We start from the raw sequence: 18028 nt of genomic DNA, 5'->3' as shown, positions 1-18028 counted from the left end.
TACTATGGCATGGACTCGTGACGAAATGGCCGCGCGCGCGGCAAAGGAATTGCAGGACGGTTACTACGTCAACCTCGGCATCGGCTTGCCGACCCTGGTGGCGAACTACGTCCCGGAAGGCATGGAAGTGTTCCTGCAATCGGAAAACGGCTTGCTGGGCATCGGCCCGTTCCCGACCGAAGATGAAATCGACGCCGACCTGATCAACGCCGGCAAGCAGACCGTGACGGCGCTGCCGGGCGCGGCCTACTTCAGCTCGGCCGACTCGTTCGGCATGATCCGCGGCGGCAAGATCAACCTGGCCATCCTGGGCGCGATGCAGGTGTCGGAGCAGGGCGACCTGGCCAACTGGATGATCCCGGGCAAAATGGTCAAGGGCATGGGCGGCGCGATGGACCTGGTGGCCGGCGTCAAGAAAGTGGTGGTGCTGATGGAGCACGTGGCCACCGCCAAGGACGGCTCGACCTCGCACAAGCTGCTGAAGAAATGCGACCTGCCGCTGACCGGCGTCGGCGTGGTGGACCTGGTCATCACCGACCTGGGCGTGATGGAGGTGACCCCGGCCGGCCTGAAGGTCACCGAACTGGCGCCCGGCGTGACCAAGGACCAGATCAAGGCTGCCACCGGCGTGGAGCTGGATCTGTCGGCCGTTTAAGTTCGGATCGCGGATGACCTATGGCACGCTGCGGCGTGCCATTTTCTTAGGCGATGATTTTTTCAACCATTATCCATTTGCAGGGGCGCTCGGCGTAAATAGGTTCATTGCCGTATTTTAACCCTGTATCCGGCGCCAGCAGCGCTCGTTCGCCGACGAGGACAATGGCTTTCGGACGGCAGAGGTGTAGCGCTCCAGCAGAAAAATCTCCTGCGGTATCAGCTTCACGACGAGCCTCCTTCAATACGAATGATCACTCTTGACCGAGGTCCCATTGCCAAATCGTCGCGCCGTAATCGCCACCGACCTGCGGCATCGTTTCACCCTTGGCAAAATAGCGGCGCGAATCTGCTTTTGCCGGAGTGAAGTAGTAGCCGGATTGCGGGCAGGCCACACCACCTTCAACGCGCGGCCCATTTCCAATTTCTACGCTTCCCCCGTTTTCCGACCAGTCTTCGCGCTCACCGTGAATTTGCTCGACATAAATCCAACCGCATGGACGGCTGGTAAAGGCGTTGCGCGCGACCAGGCTGGGTGCCAATTTGGGTTTGGCGGTGCTGCGACTGAATAACGGATCACGGCTCAGGCGCGGATCGTTCAGATGCGCTTGGACAAACGTGTGCATGCTGTCGTCGCTCACCCAAAGATCGGCCCGACCGACTGCCGCCAGTGCGTCCAATCCCAGGTCGTTGAATGTGCTGCTTTCCAGCAGTTCGCCGGCGGGACTGCCGGTCCAGCAGAATTGTGGAGTGCCATGCGGATCGTCGATCGGCAGATACACCCCTGTACGCACGGGCACCATGCCGGTTTGTCCCGTGACGTCGGGGCGCAAGCGCAATGCCGGCGCATGCGCCAAGGCTTCCGGGTACTCATGTCGCCGAAGCGCCAGGCTGAAATCATCCCAGCGTGTGGTCTGGCCGGAACGGTCCATGGTGTCGTCAATGTTCATCGCATACAGCGATATTTGTTCAAAGCGGGTCTCGAAGTCGCTCTGCTCATCCGGTGTCATCCAGTCCAGCGATATCTCGGCCAGACCGCGACCGCATTGGTTTGCACCGGTAATCGAATACACCTCGAACGCCCGCTTGGCGATGTGGATGGCTACCGACAACTCAAAATCGGCCAGGAACGGCCAACCATTGTTGGCCCAGTTTCCGGACGTGTTGCGCGTTCCCCAACGTGCATCGGTCAGCAATGGATCGCGCTGCTGCAGCTTGGCCAAATCCAAGGTTGGATCGATGAACGCCATCAGCGCATGCAGCCGTTGCTGCAGTCCTTTGAGGTAGTCGAGCGAAGCAAAGTGGTAAAGCAGAGTCACTTGGGCTTTTTGCCATGCGCTTAACTGAAATGGGGCTTTTTGCATAGTGGCTTCTTTACTCAATCAATTTGGTTGTTTGTCCTGGCAGCGACGGAAGACCGATCCGCTCTCCCAAACCGGCGCCGCCGAAGTCTGAATAACCCCAAGCGGTATCAAACGGTCCGCTGATGTTCGGATGGTTGATGGATTCGCGCAAGCCTACATAGCGGCGCTGTTCTTCCCGGCTGAGTTTGTTGTACGCGTCCTGGCTCAAAGCATTCTGTAACCGGTTCGCACGGCCACCGTTGAGCGTGTAGTATCGCATCGTATCGTTACGGCGGTCGGCGCGGGTAACATTGAAAACGACCTGTTCCCATCCTCCCTCCAGATGGCGGTCAGGCAGGTTGTCCTTGAACTGGGTCGATGCCTTGCCACGCCATACTTTGAGGCTTTCGCCGGGTTTCACATCATAGACGACAAACTGTCCGTTGACATTCCAATCCGGCCACACCGCGAGATGCTTACGCCAGGCTGCACGGGGATCTGCTGCGGACTGCAGCCGCTTGAAGACTTCCTCCGTGACCCAGCAGTCGCTCATCGCCCGGCTGTTTGGGGCCAGGATGCGATACAGACGGGCCGGCCCTTTGATCTCAGCTTCGATCAAGTCGGCGAAGGATTCGACGTTTTGCTTGCTCAATGCCGGCCAACCTTCGGCCGCCTTGTCGTCGACATAGGTTTTATACCGTGCATGGTTCAGTGCCGGGAACTCGGCTTTTTTACCTTTACTGAGCCAGGAGGGCGGCGGATCAGCCTTGCGCATCAATGTCACCGCCGACGCTTCCGGCAGGGCTCCACGGTAGTGGATATTGTTTGCATTGAGGATGCCGCGCTGGCGCTCCAGCGACTCACGCTCCAGGCGCATGACAATGGTATCGAGCACATCCTGTACAGGACGCAGCACCTTGCCAAGGTAGTCGTTGGCAGCCATGCGGATCTTGCGTACCTCTTCCAAGCAAGCACGAGCCTTGTTGCCGATCACCGGCACATATTTGACCTTGGCCACCAGATCTTCCAGTACCTTGATGCCGCGATCAAAGGCCTGCAACAATGCGCCCAGATTGACCTTGCCGCGTATGACCTTGATTTCCGCAGCCAGCCACTTGAATACTTCGTCGACCTTGTGCAGGTGCAGGTATTTCTGCACGTCGCGCCGGCGCAGGAATGTGATGACCCAGGTCATCGCCAGTTCGACCGCCTTGAGCGTGGCTTCGCCGCCCATGCGTCGCACGAAACCAAAGAATATCTTCAGCACGCCTTTGACCAGCGAACCCAGGGTTGGGAACAAACCGATCAAGGTTAACGCCAACGCCACCCATGCCCAAGTGTCTTTGATATCCTTACGCAGTTTGTTGCAGTTCGCGATGAGGTCGCGTACATCGCACACTTGGTCGACTAGCGGTATCATCGAAATGGCGGCGTCGATCACCAACTGCCCGGTCGAACGTTCTTCGTTGAAATCCCCTTGTATCGCTTGCCAAAACCATTCGAAAGGATTTGTGCTGGGCTCCTCAGCCTTCTGCTGGTCGTTGGTCATCCATGCCAACGCGTCCCGCATCTGGGTTGAATTGATTTCAGCCATGCGGCGCTCCTTGTATCGATGCCTCAGGCATTGCTCAAATCCTCCAGCGGCGAGACCGGCTGTTCCTTGGCCGGCGTACGCGGTTTATAGACGACTTTTTTCACAGGTTTGTGTTCCACATTGTCGTGATGCGCCTTTCCTTGCTCGTCCAATTTTCCGTTGACGACCGAGCCCCCCTCGAAGTGGATTTCGTATTCCGCGCCGGCGATACCGAGTGCGGTTTCCGGTTCGAGATAGTGCAGTGCTATCCAGTCGGTTTGCGTTGTCAGAGCGCCTGGCAGCGAGGGCGTGTTGGCAGTCTGGCGACCCCCACCATCAAAAATATGCTGCCCACCCTTGACCGTGAATTCACCCGGGCAGGCAAACGTGATATCGCCGCCCTCCAGCGTGATCGACGATTGGCCGGCCTGCAGCACGATCTTCTGGCTGGCCTTGATCTCGATGACGTCGTTGACCGAAATGACCTTGATCGACTTGTCCGCCAAGATCTCCAGCTGGTCCGTATGCGCCTGCAGCGACACCGGGCCGTTGGCGGCGATGGCCTGGATGCCGCCGGCGTGGCTGAAGTAGCCGGCCGCGTTGGCCGCCACCGACGACAGCGTGTACGCCGCCGTCATGTGCATATCGCCCTGCGTGGTCCAGTGCAGCTGTTCGCCGGCGAACAGCACGGTCGATGCCGGCGTGGCCCAGTTGATGCTGGCCGGAGCGTCCATCAGCACCAGCGGGTCGGCGAATTTTTCCACCGGCTGCGCCGCGTCGAGCTCACGCGCGCCGCCGGGCGCCTTGCTGGCCTGCTGGCCGTTGACGGCGCCGTCATGCTTGCCCTTGTCCGTGGGATCGATGCGCGATAACAGTTCCTGCTGCGCCTTGGCCGCATCGGCGCTGGTAAGCGCGGCCTGCTGCCTGGCCGCGTCGCCCAGCACCTTGCCCAGTTCCTGCGCGGCTTGCAGCGACTTGACCGCTTCCGCCGCGTCCATCTGCGTCGACGCCACACCGCTGCCTTGCGCGGCGCGCGCGCTGGTGGTCAGCAGCACGCCTTCGCCGCCGCGCAGCACGGCCCAGGCGTCGGTGCGCAGCTCGAAGCCGGCGCCGCGGTAGGCGCCGCGCTGCGCGCTGCCGGCCGACTGCGCCACCAAGTAGCCCAGATTCAGCTGCGTGGCCGCGCTGCTGGTGGCCAGCCGGGTGCGCACCTGGCCCGGCGTGTCGTCCAATTGCCACTGGTTGTAGCCGCCGCCGTCGAAATTGTGGCTGTGGATGCCCGACAGCGTGCCCGCATGGTTGGCGCCCGAATCCTCGCCGGCCGCATACGGCGGCTGGTCCGAGCCGGTGTACAGCTGCGCCACCACCAGCGGCCGGTCCATGTCGTTGTCGATGAAGTCGACCAGCACTTCGGTGCCGATGCGCGGCGTGAATTGCGAACCCCAGTTCGGGCCGGCCAGCGCTTCGGCCACGCGCACCCAGGTGCCGCTGCTGTCGTCGCCGGGCGCGCTACCCTTGGCGTCGGTGTCGTGCCCGATGCCACCGGCGTTGGCGCCCTGGCCGCGCTGCCAGGCGAACTGGATGCGCACCTGGTGGTCGCGCGTGGTGGTGGCCACCGCGTCGGCGGCGCCGACCACGATGGCGGTCTGCGGCCCCAGCGCGGTGGCCGCCTGCGGCGCGGCGATCGCGCGCGGGACGACGGCGACGCTGGCGCGCACGCAGCCGAAGCTGTTGCGGTAGGTGCCGGCCTCGATGGCGTCGGCGCCCGGCGCCTTGCGCACTTCGGATTGAAAATTATTGCGCGCCTCGTGCCGCACCCACAGCACGGTGAAGCGGTTGTCGTCGGCGTAGCGCTCGTGCTGGGTCAGCGCGAAGGCGTGGCCGGCCGCCAGCTGGCGCACCGCGCCTTCGCCCTCGAACACCTTGTTGTCGAGTTCCAGCGCCTGCAGCATCAGCTGGCTGTACTGATCCGGCTCGCCGCTGGCGCTGGCGACGCGCTCGCCGCCGCCGTCGTACACGGGCAGCGACGGCAGTTCGCCCGCGTCCAATGACGACTGCTGTTCCGCGCCGGGCGCCAGCAGCTGCGCCGGGTCCCAGCTGCTGATGCCGACCGCGTTGGCCCGCACCTGGCGGCGCGCGGCAAAGCGGTCGATGGCGTCGGCGCTGTCGGTGGCGCGCACGCCGTGGAAACGGAGTTCGGCGTCGCCCGGCATGGCGGGTGCCTCGGCCTTGCTGTCGAAGATCACCAGCCGGTGTCTGGCCTGGCCGTCCGCGCTTTGCCCATCCGCCTCGGCCTGGTCGTGTTCGAAGCGCCAGCTCAGGCCTTCGGACGCCAGCAGGCGCTGGAAGAATTCCAGGTCGCTTTCGCGGTACTGGGTGCACACCGCGCGCGGCGCCAGCGTTTGCGTGACGTCGAATTCAAAGCGCAGTTGCGGATAGTCGGCCAGCAGTTCGGTGACGATGTCCTTCGCGTTCTTGTCCTGGAAAATATAGCTGTCGCGGCGCAGCCGCAGCAGCGCCAGCGCGGGCTCCAGCAGCAGGCGGTAGCGCGCCGTGCCACCGTCCGCGCCCAGCCAGGCGGCTTCGGTGCAGATGCCGTGCCACGCGCGCCGGCTGCCGTCGGCCTGCAGCAGCGTGACGGTCAACTCTTCGCCGATGAACTGCTGCAGATCGAGGTCGGTGGAGGTGCTGAGCGCATCGACTTCGAACGCATACAGCTCATTGATCCCTTCGCGTCCGGCGAAGCGCTCGGCCACCAGCGCCTGCGGCAGCGACGAGTCCTGCGCGCTGGCCAGCGTCAGCAGGCGCGCGTGCTGGCTCAAGCCGGTGCCGAACAGGCCCAGCGCCGACGGTATCAGCGAGGCGATGTCCATTACGGCAGCGTGATGGTCAGGTTGGCCTGGCGCGGGGCCAGCTTGACGATGTCGTTATAGGCGGCCACGCGCTGTTCGGTGCCGTGGTCCAGCGAGGTGCGCAGGCCGATGTAGCCGAGCACGCAGATCAGGCCGAACACCGAGCACAGTACCCACAGCGGCAGGTCGCTGCGCAGCTTGTGGACGATCTGGTCGGGCCGCTCCGCATGCGGCGCGAAGCCGCCGCGCTTGCCCTTCATGTGGGCGATTTCCTCGCCCAGGCGCGCCGTCAGGTAGTTCAGCTTTTCCGAGCCTTCGAGGATGTAGCGGCCCTGGAAGCCCAGCAGCAGGCACATATGGTAGACCTCCAGCGCCTGCAGGTGGGCGCTGCCGCGCGCGCGCAGCGCTTCGAGCCGGTGGAAGAAGTTTTCGCCGGCCAGTTGCTCGCCGAACAGCGCCAGTTGCAACGGGCGCCGTTCCCAGGCGTCGCGGATCGAGAAGGTCGAGCGCAGGATGATTTCGTCGACCGCCGCGCAGAACGCGTACTTGGCGGCGTCGACGTCGTCCGGCGAGGCGCCGTGCTTGCGCGCGCCGCGGCCGAAGTCGTCGAGGAACTGCGTCATCTTCTGCGCGAACTCGGCGTTCTGCTGCGGGCCGTTGCCGTTCTTGAGCATGAACAGCGCGTAGAAACCGTCATACATCAGGTCGAGCAGGGTTGGCGGCGCCGTATGGCCGGCGGCGGACGGCGGCGCGGCGCCCATCAGGGAAGGTGCGGTGGCGGTATTCATGGTGACTAACCTCGGTTCAGGATGTGACGGCGACCAGGTCCAGCTTCAGGTCGTTCATGCCGCCGGGGACGTAGATGGAAATCGACTGGGCCTGCAGCATGCGCTCGTACATCTGGCCCTTGGCCTCGATGGCGAAGTAGCAGGCGTCGGGGCGCACCGGCACCGCGGCCGGCACCTGCGGCGCGTGCTGCAGCCGCACGCCGGGCATGGCCGACAGCACGAACTTGTCGACGTCGTCCGGCGCGCCGACCTTGAAGCGCAGCGGCACCACGTCCACCAGTTCGCTGGCCGGCATGGCGGCCGAGACGGCGATGTAGAAGGTGGTCTTGTCGTCGATCTTGCCCGAGTCCAGCATGCCGTGGTGGTACGAAGGCTTGACCTCGCGCAGCGCGATGGCGAAGTAGCGCGACGAGATCACCGTGTCGAGCAGTTCGCGGATGATCTGGTGCAGCGTGGCGAAGGCGGGGCCGGCGTCGGCGTGCTGGTAGGCCGGCAGGTCGGCCAGGGTCCAGCTTTTGGAAAAGGTCATCAGCGCGCCGGCCAGGCTGAGCAACTGCTCGTACAGCCGCTCCGGATGCAGCGCCGGGTGCTGGAAGTAGTGGGTCAGCGAGGCGAAGGCGGAACTGGCCGTGTGCAGCAGCCAGAACGAGGACATGTCGCCGGAGCGGAACTCGATCACGTGCTTGCTCGGCTCGCGGTGGTGGCCGTACAGCGCGCTGACCTTGGCCTGCAGCGCGTCGAGCAGGCGGCGCAGCTGCAGGAACAGCAGCGGCGCGCTGCGGATGGTCAGGCTGGGCGGCACGAACGCCGCGTCCAGCTCGAAGCCGCCGGTGGCCGCGCGGCGCAGGCGCAGCAGCGGGAAGTGGGTGTACGAGTCGCGCGGCTCGAATTCCGACACCAGGCGCAGCGTCTTCTTCAGGTAGCTCAGCTGGGCCGGCGCGGCGTGCGTGTACAGGTCCGGCGTGTCGGCGTTGTGCTGCTGGTAGCGCACCGCGCTGGCGCCGGTGCCGGCCGCACGCTCGCTGCCGTCGCCGAAATTGCCGCCAAAGGACTTGAAGGCGGGCAGGGCGGCGTAATAGGTGATGGTCTGCTGCGACTGCTGCAGCTGGCCCAGGTCGACCGCGTCGGGCAGGTCGTCGGCGCCGGGCGCGTCGTAGAACTCGCCATCCTGGAAGCGCAGCGACAGTTCCAGCAGGCGCAGGCTGTTGTTGGCCAGCGCGTCGCGGTCGATCTGCAGCTGGTTGACGCCCCAGGCGTAGGGATGCAGCGCTTGCACGCTCTGCAGCAGCCGCTGCTCGTGGTAGCGGTCCTGCTGCTGGAAGTGTTGGGGCCGAAGGAACAGTCCCTCGCCCCAGAGAATTTTGCTGCTCATGCTATGGCGCGTCCTTTTTTTCGGTCTGCTACATATTTGTTATTTGTAAAGTAGCAGAACAATAACATTTCTTTTTTTAAAGAGGCGCACGGCTGTGTTTGTACCGTGCGCACGGTTGAATTCAATTGAACGCGGTCAATAATAAATTTCTGATAACGTGGCGCCAGTTGCAGAAATTGTTAATTAAATATTGTTTTTTGATATCGAATTTGAGGCTAGCATGACAACCCAACATACCCTCCGCCGCATCGGCCAGCTGGCTGGCGCCGTCGTCTGCGTGGCGGCGCTGAGCGCCTGTACCACCGCCCCGGTGGCGCCGCAGGCGGCGGCCAAGCCGGCGCTTCAATCGATGCTGGCGCAAGCCGGCGCCGCCTCCAGCGCGGGCCAGAAGGAGCAGGCTGTTGCCCTATGGAAACAAGCGGCGGTCGCCTATCCGGCCGATAAATCGCCTTGGCTGAGCATCGCGCAGACCCGCTACGAGGCCGGCCAGTACGGCGACGCCATCATCAACGCCGAGGAAGTGCTGGTGCGCGACCCCAACGACACGCTGGCCAACAGCATCATCGCCATCAGCGGACTGCGCCTGTCGACGCGCTCGCTGTCCGACCTGAGCCGCCAGAACAACCTGTCCGGCTCGATCCGCACCGAATCGCAGGACCTGGCCAAGCTGCTGCGCGAGAGCCTGGGCGAGAACGTGCTGGTGCCGCCGGCGCCGGCTCCTGTGCAACAGGCCGCCGCGCCGGCGCGCGGCAAGGCGGCCGCCAAGAAAGGCCGCGCCAAGCAGCAAGACGAGGCCAGCGCCGATCCGTTCGGCGCCTTGAAATAATCGAAGAGGGGAATCTCATGTCCAAAAGCGTAAGTGTGCAGAAGAAGCTGCAAAAAATCCGCCCGCCACGGGTGCAAATGACCTACGACGTTGAAATCGGCGACGCCATCGAGAACAAGGAGCTGCCGTTCGTGATGGGCGTGGTCGGCGATTTCGGCGGCAATTCGGAAGTCGAGCAGAAACGGCTGAAGGAGCGCAAGTTCGTCAACATCGACCGCGACAACTTCGACGAAGTGCTGAAGGGCGTGGAGCCGCGCGCGGCCTACCGCGTCAAGAATGAGCTGAGCGGCGAAGGCGGCGAGTTCGCCGTCGACCTCAAATTCAAATCGATGGACGACTTCCGTCCGGAGTCGGTGGTGCGGCAGGTGGACCCGCTGCGCAAGCTGCTGGAGGCGCGCACCAAGCTGGCGGACCTGCGCAACAAGCTGGCCGGCAACGACAAGCTGGAAGACATCCTCAACGACGTCCTGCACAGCACCGAGAAGCTGGCTCTGCTGGGTCAACAAACCGACAAGAAGGAGGACTGACATGTCCGCACAACTGACCCCGGGCGGCGCGCCCGCCACCACGGAAATGGCGCTGCTGGACCAGATCGTCGAGCAGAGCAAGGTCGCCAAGTCCAGCGTCGAGCACGCGCGCGCCAAGGACCTGATCTCGGAACTGGTCAGCCAGGTGATGGACGGCACCGTCGTGGTGTCCGACAACCTGGCCGCCACCATCGACGCCCGCGTGGCGGAGCTGGACCGCCTGATCTCGGCGCAGCTGTCGGCCGTGATGCACGCGCCGGAATTCCAGAAGCTGGAAAGCAGCTGGACCGGCTTGAACTACCTGGTCAAGCACACCGCCACCGGCCAGAACCTGAAGATCAAGATGCTCAACGCGACCAAGAAGGAGCTGGTCAAGGACTTCCAGAGCGCGCTGGAATTCGACCAGAGCACCATGTTCCGCAAGGTCTACGAAGAGGAATTCGGCACCTTCGGCGGCGCGCCGTTCGGCGCCCTGATCGGCGATTTCGAGATCACCCGCCAGCCGGAAGACATGTACTTCGTCGAGCAGATGTCGCACGTGGCCGCCGCCGCGCACGCGCCGTTCATTTCCGCCGCCTCGCCCGAGCTGTTCGGGCTGGAGAGCTACAGCGAGCTGGGCAAGCCGCGCGACCTGTCGAAAGTGTTCGACACCGTCGAATACGCGAAGTGGAAGTCGTTCCGCGAATCCGAGGACTCGCGCTACGTCGGCCTGACGCTGCCGCGCTTCCTGGGCCGCCTGCCGTTCAACCCGGCCGACGGCGCCACCGTCGAAGGCTTCAACTTCGTCGAGGACGTCGACGGCACCGACCACCAGAAATACCTGTGGTGTAACGCCGCCTACGCCTTCGGCACCAAGCTGACCGCGGCCTTCGAGGACTTCGGCTGGTGCGCGGCGATCCGCGGCGTCGAGGGCGGCGGCCTGGTGGAAGACCTGCCGACCCACACCTTCAAGACCGACGAAGGCGAAGTGGCGCTCAAGTGCCCGACCGAGATCGCCATCACCGACCGCCGCGAGAAGGAATTGAGCGACCTCGGTTTCATCTCGCTGGTCCACTGCAAGAACACCGACTACGCCGCCTTCTTCGGCGCGCAGTCGGCGCAGAAGGCCAAGAAATACTCCAGCGACGCCGCCAACGCCAATGCGGTGCTGTCGGCGCAGCTGCAATACATCTTCGCGGTATCGCGCATCGCCCACTACATGAAGGCCATGATGCGCGACAAAATCGGCAGCTTTGCCGCCGCATCCAACGTCGAGGACTTCCTCAACCGCTGGCTGACCCAGTACGTGCTGCTGGACGATAACGCCAGCCAGGAACAGAAGGCCCAGTTCCCGCTGCGCGAAGCCTCGGTGCAGGTGTCGGAAGTGCCGGGACGTCCCGGCGTGTACCGCGCCGTGTCGTTCCTGCGCCCGCACTTCCAGCTCGACGAATTGTCTGTTTCCCTCCGTTTGGTCGCGGAGCTCCCGGCATCGACCAAAAACTAAGTCATTGCATCTCGCAATAACATCAACTCATTGAAAGGATTACTATGGCTATCGACGTTTACCTGCAAATCGACGGGATCAAAGGCGAATCGGCCGACACCACCCACAAGGATTGGATCGAGTGCCAATCGGTCCAGTGGGAAGTGCTGCAACCGAAATCGGCTACGGCCTCCACCGGCGGCGGCCACACCGCCGAGCGCACCGAGCACAAGGACATCGTCATCAGCAAGCTGGCCGACCTGGCCACGCCGCTGCTGCTGCAAAACTGCTCGTCGGGTAAAACCCTGGCAAAGGCAAAGCTGGAATTCCTGCGCGCCGACGGCCAGGGCGACCGCGTCAAGTACTTCGAGATCGAACTGGAAAATGTGCTGATCTCCAGCGTATCGCCTGCTGTCGCACCAGGCAATATCCTGACCGAAGACCTGGCGCTGAAGTACTCCAAGGTCAAGTGGAAGTACACCCAGCAAAAAGTCGGCGGCGGCTCCGGTGGTAACACCTCCGGCGGTTGGGACCTGTCGGCCAACAAGACTGCTTAAGCTGGAATGAAAGGATTTACTCCGGGTTTGTTCGATCGCCTGATGGACGCGCCGCTCAACGGCAACGCCAGCGGCACCGTGCCGCGACAGTCGATCGAGGACCTCAAGGATTCGGTGGCGCGCGATCTCGAAGCGCTGCTGAACACCCGGGCCGTCATCCCGGAGGATCTCCTTAAACGCTTTCCCGAATGCGGCCGCTCGATCGCGACCTACGGCCTAAACGATTTTGCGGGCCTGTCGCTGTCGAGCACGGACGATCGCGCTTTCATCTGCCGCAGCCTGGAAAGGGCGATCGCCCGCCACGAGCCGCGGCTGCGCAATGTGCAGGCGTCGCTGGAGTTGCGGGCGGATGCCGTCAACCGGCTGAATTTCTCCATTACCGCGCTGCTGGTGGTCCACAGCGCGCACGAACCTGTTAACTTCGACGCCGTCCTGCAGCCCTCAAGCCTGCATTACACCATCAGCAAAGCGCGCCGCGTGAGCCCGACACCGCTGGGAGCCTGAGATTGGAACAATTATTACCGTATTACGAACGGGAGCTGGGATTCCTGCGCCGCTATTCGCGCGAATTCTCCGAACGCTACCCGAAGATCGCCGGCCGTCTGCTGATCGCCGGCGAGGTGTGCGAGGACCCGCACATCGAACGCATGATCGAATCGTTCGCGCTGCTCAATTCGCGCATCGCCAAGCGGCTCGACGACGACTACCCTGAATTTACCGAAGCACTGTTCGAGGTGCTGTATCCGCATTACCTGCGGCCGTTTCCCTCGTGTTCGATCGCGCGCATGGACTTCAGCGGCGCCGCCGCGCAGCTGACCACCGCCAGCGAGATCCCGCGCGGCACGCAGCTGACCACGCGGCCCGTGCGCGGCGCCACCTGCACCTTCCGCACCGCATATCCGGTCACCGTGGCGCCGCTGGCGCTGACGGCCGCCCACTTCGCCGCCATCATCGCCGCGCCGGAAGCGCTGCGGCCGCCGCAGCAGGCCACCTCCAGCATCAGCCTGACCTTGTCCAGCACCGCCGAGCAGGTCACGCTGGCGCAGCTGGGCCTGGGCCGGCTGCGCGTGTTCATCGACGGCGAGCCGTCGTTCTGCGCCGCGCTGCGCGACGCGCTGTTCACCCGCGTGGTGGCGGCCTACGCCGAAGCGGACGGCAATGGCCGCTGGACGCCGCTGCACAAGGTGCCGGTGTCGCCGGCCGGCTTCAGCGAGGACGAATCGCTGATCGATTTTTCCGCGCGTTCGCATACCGCCTACCGGCTGCTGACCGAGTATTTCTGCTTCCCCGAAAAATTCAACTTCTTCGACATCGACCTACACGCAATCGCCGGCGTGCTGCCGGCCGGCTGCAAGTCGGTCACGCTGCACCTGGCGCTGTCGGGCATGCGCACCGATTCCAACCTGGCGCGCATGCTGTCGACGCTGTCGACCAACAACGTGCTGCTGGGCTGCACGCCGGTGGTCAACCTGTTCCGCCAGCGCGGCGAACCGATACGGCTGACGCATGCGTCGGCCAGCTACCCGGTGCTGGCCGATGCGCGCCGCGCCTTCGCCTATGAGGTGCAGGCCATCGAGTCGGTCAAGCTGGTGCGGCAGACGCCGCAGGGCGAGTCGGTGCAGGAGTTCCGGCCGTTCTATTCGCTGCGCCACGGCCAGACGCCGGAAAAGAACGGCCACTACTGGGTGGCCCGGCGCGACGAGGACATCGCCGGCAAGAGTCCCGGCTATGAAACGCAGATCTCCATCGTCGACATCGACTTCGATCCGGCCGAGGTGGAAACCGACACCCTGAGCCTGGAGCTGAGCTGCACCAACCGCGACTTGCCGGCCTCGCTGAGCTATGGCATGCGCGGCGGCGACCTGTTCCTGGAAGGCGGATCGAGCGTGCGCGCGATCAGCTTCCTGCGCAAGCCGACGCCGTCGTACCGCTTCGAACGCGGACGCGGCGCGCACTGGCGCCTGATCTCCCATTTGTCGCTGAACCACCTGTCGCTGACCGGCGGCGGTCTGGACGCCTTCCGCGAGATGCTGACGCTGTACGACCTGCCGCGCTCACCGTCGTCGCAGCGGCAGATCGGCGGCATCGTCGCCGTCTCGCACAAGGCGGCCAATACCTGGCTGCCGGGGAACCCGTTCGCCTGCCTGGTGCGCGGCATCGAAGTCACGCTGACGGTGGACGAGGAAGCCTTTGTCGGCAGCGGCATCCACGCGTTCGCGCAGATTGTCGAGCGCTTCCTCGGCCTGTACGTGCACGCCAACAGTTTCGCGCAGCTGGTCATCAAGTCGGATAAAAATGGAGAGGAACTGCTGCGATGCCTGCCACGAAGCGGCGATTTGAGCCTGCTGTAATCGAGCGGCTGTTCGCGCAGCCGCAGCGGTTCGAATACTTCCAGGCGGTGCGCCTGCTGGAGCTATGGCTCAAGCGGAACGGGGCGCCGCAGGAGGGCGCGGTGGCGAACTTCCTGCGCTTCCAGAATTCGACTTCGCTCAGCTTTCCGGCCAGCCAGCTGGAGTCGCTGCAGCCGGAACCGCGCGACCTGTCGATCGATGCGTCCAGCCTGGGCGCGGCGCTGCAGTCGGCGCAACTGCGCTACATCCGCATCACCCCGGCCTTCATGGGCTTCCTGGGCACCAGCGGCACGCTGCCGGCGCACTACACCGAACGGATCGCCGCGCATGCGCTGTACCAGAAGGACGACGGCCCGCGCGCCTTTCTCGACACCTTTTCCAGCCGCGCGCTGGCGCTGTTCTATGAAGCGTGGCGCAAGTACCGGCTGGAACTGAAGTACCAGATCGACGGCAAGGATGGCTTCCTGCCGCTGCTGCTGTCCTTGGCCGGCATGCACCAGCCGTCGCTGCGACAGCGGCTGTCGGACGACGGCAACGGCGTGCTCGATGAGTCGGTGGCTTATTTCGCCACGGCGATGCGCCAGCGTCCGGCATCGGCAGTGCAGATCGCGCGCGTGCTGTCGGAGTACTTCCGTCAGCCGGTGCGCGCCGAACAATTCATCGGCTGCTGGTACGACGTGCCGGGCAGCCAGCAGACCACGCTGGGCATGGCCAACGCCGTGCTGGGCGGCGGCGCGATGGCGGGCGAGCGCGTATGGCAGCGCGACCTGCGCCTGCGCCTGGTGATCGGTCCGCTGGACCGGGAAGGCTACGAATCCTTCCTGCCCGGCGCCAAGGCGGCGCTTGCGCTGGAGAGCATGCTGACCATGTTCACCGGCCTGACGCTGGAATACGAGGTGCAGCTGGTGCTGCGCGCCGAAGACGTCGAAGGTGCGCGCCTGGACGAGCAGGGCAGCGGTGGACGCCTGGGCTGGGACAGCTTCCTGGTCACGGAGGCGCAGCAGCACGACCGCGGCGACGTGCGGTATGAAATACACGCAATGACATCATAAAAAGGACAACAACATGAGCACCAACCTGAAAACGCTGATCGGAAAACTCAACGATACCAGCCGCACCGCGGCCACGCGCGCGGCCAGCCTGTGCATGTCGCTGGGCCATTACGAGGTCGATATCGAGCATCTGTTCCTGGCGCTGCTGGAGCAGCCGGCCAGCGACGTGGCGCTGATCGCCCGCCACAGCGACATCAGCATCGGCCAGCTGGAAGCGGACTTGCGGGCGGAGGTCGGACGCTTCAAGACCGGCAACGCGCGCACGCCGGTGTTTTCGCCGCGCCTGCCCAAGCTGTTCGAGAACGCCTGGCTGATCGCGTCGCTGGATTTGCAGGACAACCCGCAGGCGCGTATCCGCAGCGGCCACCTGCTGCAGGCGATGCTGACCGAGCCGGAACTGGCGCAGCTGGCGGCGCGCAGTTCCAAGCTGTTTAGCCGCTTCGACGTGGAACAGATCAAGCACAATCTCGACAAGATCACCGCCGGTTCCGACGAAGCACCGCTGGCATCGTCCGCATCGCAGCCGGACGAGGGCGGCGATCCGGTCGGCGAACTGGCCGCGCGCGCACCAGGCAAGACGCCGGCGCTGGACCAGTTCACCACCAACCTGACGCAGCGCGCGCGCGAAGGCAAGGTCGATCCGGTGATCGGCCGCGACCAGGAAATCCGCCAGGCCATCGACATCCTGATGCGCCGGCGCCAGAACAATCCCATCCTGACCGGCGAGGCCGGCGTCGGCAAGACCGCCGTGGTGGAAGGACTGGCGCTGCGCATCGCGCAGGACGACGTGCCGGACGTGCTGAAATGCGTGGAGATCCACACGCTGGACATGGGCCTGCTGCAGGCCGGCGCCAGCGTCAAGGGCGAGTTCGAGAACCGCCTGAAGAACGTCATCGACGAAGTGAAGAAAAGCCCGCACGCCATCATCCTGTTCATCGACGAGGCGCATACGATGATCGGCGCCGGCGGACAGGCCGGCCAGAACGACGCGGCCAACCTGCTCAAGCCTGCGCTGGCGCGGGGCGAACTGCGCACCATCGCCGCCACCACCTGGGGCGAGTACAAGAAGTATTTCGAGAAGGATGCCGCGCTGGCGCGGCGCTTCCAGGTGGTCAAGGTGGAGGAGCCGAGCGAGGAACTGGCCTGCGCCATGTTGCGCGGCATGGCGCCGCTGATGGAGAAGCACTTCGGCGTGCGCGTGTACGACGAGGCGATCACCGAGGCGGTGCGGCTGTCGCATCGCTACATCATGGGCCGCCAGCTGCCGGACAAGGCCATCAGCGTATTAGACACCGCCTGCGCCAAGGTGGCGCTGGGCCAGAACGCGACGCCGGCCCGCATCGAACAACTGGCGCGGCAGATAGAGCGCATCGACGTCGAGGCCAGCTCGCTGGAACGCGAGCAGGCCGAAGGCGGCGCCGCACAGAAGGCGCGTCTGCAGGAGTTGCGCGAGACCCGCGCCGCAGCCGATGCGCAGCACAAGACCCTGTCCGAACGATGGGAAAAGGAAAAGGCGTTGAGCGCGAAGATCATCGCCGCGCGCGTCGAGGCGTCCGCACAGGCGGGCGATAGTGGCGGCCAGGGGCGCGATATCCAGGCGATGGTGGCGGAATTGCGCGAGCTGCAAGGCGAAACGCCGATGGTGCCGGTGCAGGTCGACGGTCACGTGGTGGCGGAAATCGTCGCCGGCTGGACCGGCATCCCGCTCGGGAAAATGGTCAAGGACGAGATCAAGACCGTGTTGCGCCTGAAGGAAATGCTGGAGCAGCGCGTGCTGGGCCAGCCGCATGCGATCGAGGCGGTGGCGCAGCGGGTGCGCACCTCGCGCGCCAACCTGGACGATCCGAACAAGCCGAAGGGCGTGTTCCTGTTTGTCGGCCCGTCCGGCATCGGCAAGACGGAAACCGCGCTGGCGCTGGCCGATGTGCTGTACGGCGGCGAGCGCAAGCTCATCACCATCAACATGAGCGAATACCAGGAAGCGCACAGCGTCTCCGGCCTGAAAGGTTCGCCGCCCGGTTATGTGGGCTACGGCGAGGGCGGCGTGCTGACCGAGGCCGTGCGCCGCAATCCCTACAGCGTGGTGTTGCTGGACGAAGTGGAAAAAGCCCACCCGGATGTGCTGGAGCTGTTCTTCCAGGTGTTCGACAAGGGTGTGCTGGACGATGCCGAAGGCCGCGAGATCGACTTCAAGAACACGATCATCATCCTGACGTCGAACGTGGCGTCGGCGGCGATGATGCAGGCTTGTCTGAACAAGCCGCAAGAGGAACTGCCGTCGGTGGAGGAGCTGGAGCAGCTGATACGCCCGCAGCTGATGAAGCAGTTCAAGCCCGCGTTCCTGGGGCGCCTGAAGGTGATTCCATACTATCCGATCGCGGACGATGTGCTGGTCGATATCATCAAGCTCAAACTGGGCAGGATCGAGCGCCGCATCGCCGCCAACCACAAGGCGGAGTTCAGCTACGACGAGGCGCTGGTGGAGGCGGTGCTGGCGCGCTGCACGGAGGTCGACTCCGGCGCGCGCAATGTGGACAACATCCTCAATGGCACGCTGCTGCCTGAGATCGCGGAATCGGTGCTGGCTCGTATGGCGGAAGGCGCCGCGATCGCGAAGATCAAGGTCAGCGCCAACAAGCAGGGTCAATTCAAATACACAGTCAAATAAGGA

At 64.2% G+C, this 18028-nt stretch carries 15 protein-coding genes; 9 read left to right on the top strand and 6 right to left on the bottom strand.

All coding sequences use genetic code 11. From position 1 onward, the window contains the following. The first annotated feature begins 4 nt into the window (after positions 1-4). Complete coding sequence (locus ACSQ3S_RS20165) at positions 5-655, top strand: CoA transferase subunit B (RefSeq protein ID WP_176651194.1); 651 nt, start codon at positions 5-7, stop codon at positions 653-655. Between the two features lie 46 nt (positions 656-701). On the opposite strand, the gene ACSQ3S_RS20160 is transcribed toward ACSQ3S_RS20165, so the two are convergent. The 6 genes from ACSQ3S_RS20160 to tssK are packed head-to-tail and all read right to left on the bottom strand — an operon-like array spanning position 702 to position 8582. Next, positions 702-899, bottom strand: coding sequence for a hypothetical protein (locus ACSQ3S_RS20160; protein ID WP_436143553.1), 198 nt, complete (start codon positions 897-899; stop codon positions 702-704). A 9-nt stretch (positions 900-908) separates the two neighbouring features. Then, positions 909-2018 (bottom strand): hypothetical protein, encoded by a 1110-nt coding sequence (locus ACSQ3S_RS20155; RefSeq protein ID WP_436143552.1) that lies wholly within the window; start codon positions 2016-2018, stop codon positions 909-911. A 10-nt stretch (positions 2019-2028) separates the two neighbouring features. Next, positions 2029-3591, bottom strand: a complete 1563-nt coding sequence (locus tag ACSQ3S_RS20150) for a hypothetical protein (protein ID WP_436143551.1) — start codon at positions 3589-3591, stop codon at positions 2029-2031. 23 nt (positions 3592-3614) lie between these two features. After that, complete coding sequence (locus ACSQ3S_RS20145; RefSeq protein ID WP_436143550.1) at positions 3615-6443, bottom strand: type VI secretion system Vgr family protein; 2829 nt, start codon at positions 6441-6443, stop codon at positions 3615-3617. Beyond that, the gene (icmH, locus tag ACSQ3S_RS20140) at positions 6443-7210 is read right to left on the bottom strand and encodes a type IVB secretion system protein IcmH/DotU (protein WP_436143549.1); all 768 of its coding nucleotides are present in this window, start codon (positions 7208-7210) and stop codon (positions 6443-6445) included. The genes ACSQ3S_RS20145 and icmH overlap by 1 nt, the downstream gene beginning before the upstream one ends. 16 nt (positions 7211-7226) lie before the next feature. Next, the gene (gene tssK, locus ACSQ3S_RS20135) at positions 7227-8582 is read right to left on the bottom strand and encodes a type VI secretion system baseplate subunit TssK (protein ID WP_353403811.1); all 1356 of its coding nucleotides are present in this window, start codon (positions 8580-8582) and stop codon (positions 7227-7229) included. A 220-nt stretch (positions 8583-8802) separates the two neighbouring features. Here tssK and ACSQ3S_RS20130 point away from each other — a divergent pair, with 220 nt between their 5' ends. Genes ACSQ3S_RS20130 through tssH form a run of 8 tightly spaced genes read left to right on the top strand, consistent with a single transcriptional unit; the run spans position 8803 to position 18025 of the window. Next, complete coding sequence (locus ACSQ3S_RS20130; RefSeq protein ID WP_436143548.1) at positions 8803-9408, top strand: tetratricopeptide repeat protein; 606 nt, start codon at positions 8803-8805, stop codon at positions 9406-9408. Positions 9409-9425: 17 nt separating this feature from the next. Beyond that, entirely contained in the window at positions 9426-9935 is a 510-nt protein-coding gene (gene tssB, locus ACSQ3S_RS20125; RefSeq protein WP_436143547.1) for a type VI secretion system contractile sheath small subunit, read from the top strand. A gap of 1 nt (position 9936) precedes the next feature. Beyond that, positions 9937-11418, top strand: a complete 1482-nt coding sequence (tssC, locus tag ACSQ3S_RS20120; protein ID WP_176651185.1) for a type VI secretion system contractile sheath large subunit — start codon at positions 9937-9939, stop codon at positions 11416-11418. A 44-nt stretch (positions 11419-11462) separates the two neighbouring features. Next, the gene (locus ACSQ3S_RS20115; protein WP_176651184.1) at positions 11463-11954 is read left to right on the top strand and encodes an Hcp family type VI secretion system effector; all 492 of its coding nucleotides are present in this window, start codon (positions 11463-11465) and stop codon (positions 11952-11954) included. A 6-nt stretch (positions 11955-11960) separates the two neighbouring features. Further along, on the top strand, positions 11961-12458 hold the full coding sequence (gene tssE / locus ACSQ3S_RS20110) for a type VI secretion system baseplate subunit TssE (RefSeq protein ID WP_176651183.1): 498 nt from the start codon (positions 11961-11963) through the stop codon (positions 12456-12458). A gap of 2 nt (positions 12459-12460) precedes the next feature. After that, the gene (gene tssF / locus ACSQ3S_RS20105; RefSeq protein WP_436143546.1) at positions 12461-14305 is read left to right on the top strand and encodes a type VI secretion system baseplate subunit TssF; all 1845 of its coding nucleotides are present in this window, start codon (positions 12461-12463) and stop codon (positions 14303-14305) included. Continuing rightward, positions 14269-15357, top strand: coding sequence for a type VI secretion system baseplate subunit TssG (gene tssG, locus ACSQ3S_RS20100; RefSeq protein WP_436143545.1), 1089 nt, complete (start codon positions 14269-14271; stop codon positions 15355-15357). The genes tssF and tssG overlap by 37 nt, the downstream gene beginning before the upstream one ends. A 13-nt stretch (positions 15358-15370) precedes the next feature. Continuing rightward, positions 15371-18025 carry a type VI secretion system ATPase TssH gene (gene tssH / locus ACSQ3S_RS20095; protein WP_436143544.1) on the top strand — a complete coding sequence of 885 codons (2655 nt, stop codon included), beginning with the start codon at positions 15371-15373 and terminating at the stop codon, positions 18023-18025. Positions 18026-18028 lie beyond the last annotated feature (3 nt).

Origin of the sequence: Duganella sp. LjRoot269, assembly GCF_964254095.1 — a bacterium.
GTDB lineage: Bacteria > Pseudomonadota > Gammaproteobacteria > Burkholderiales > Burkholderiaceae_D > Rugamonas > Rugamonas hordei.
This window is presented reverse-complemented; position numbering and strand designations above follow the sequence as displayed.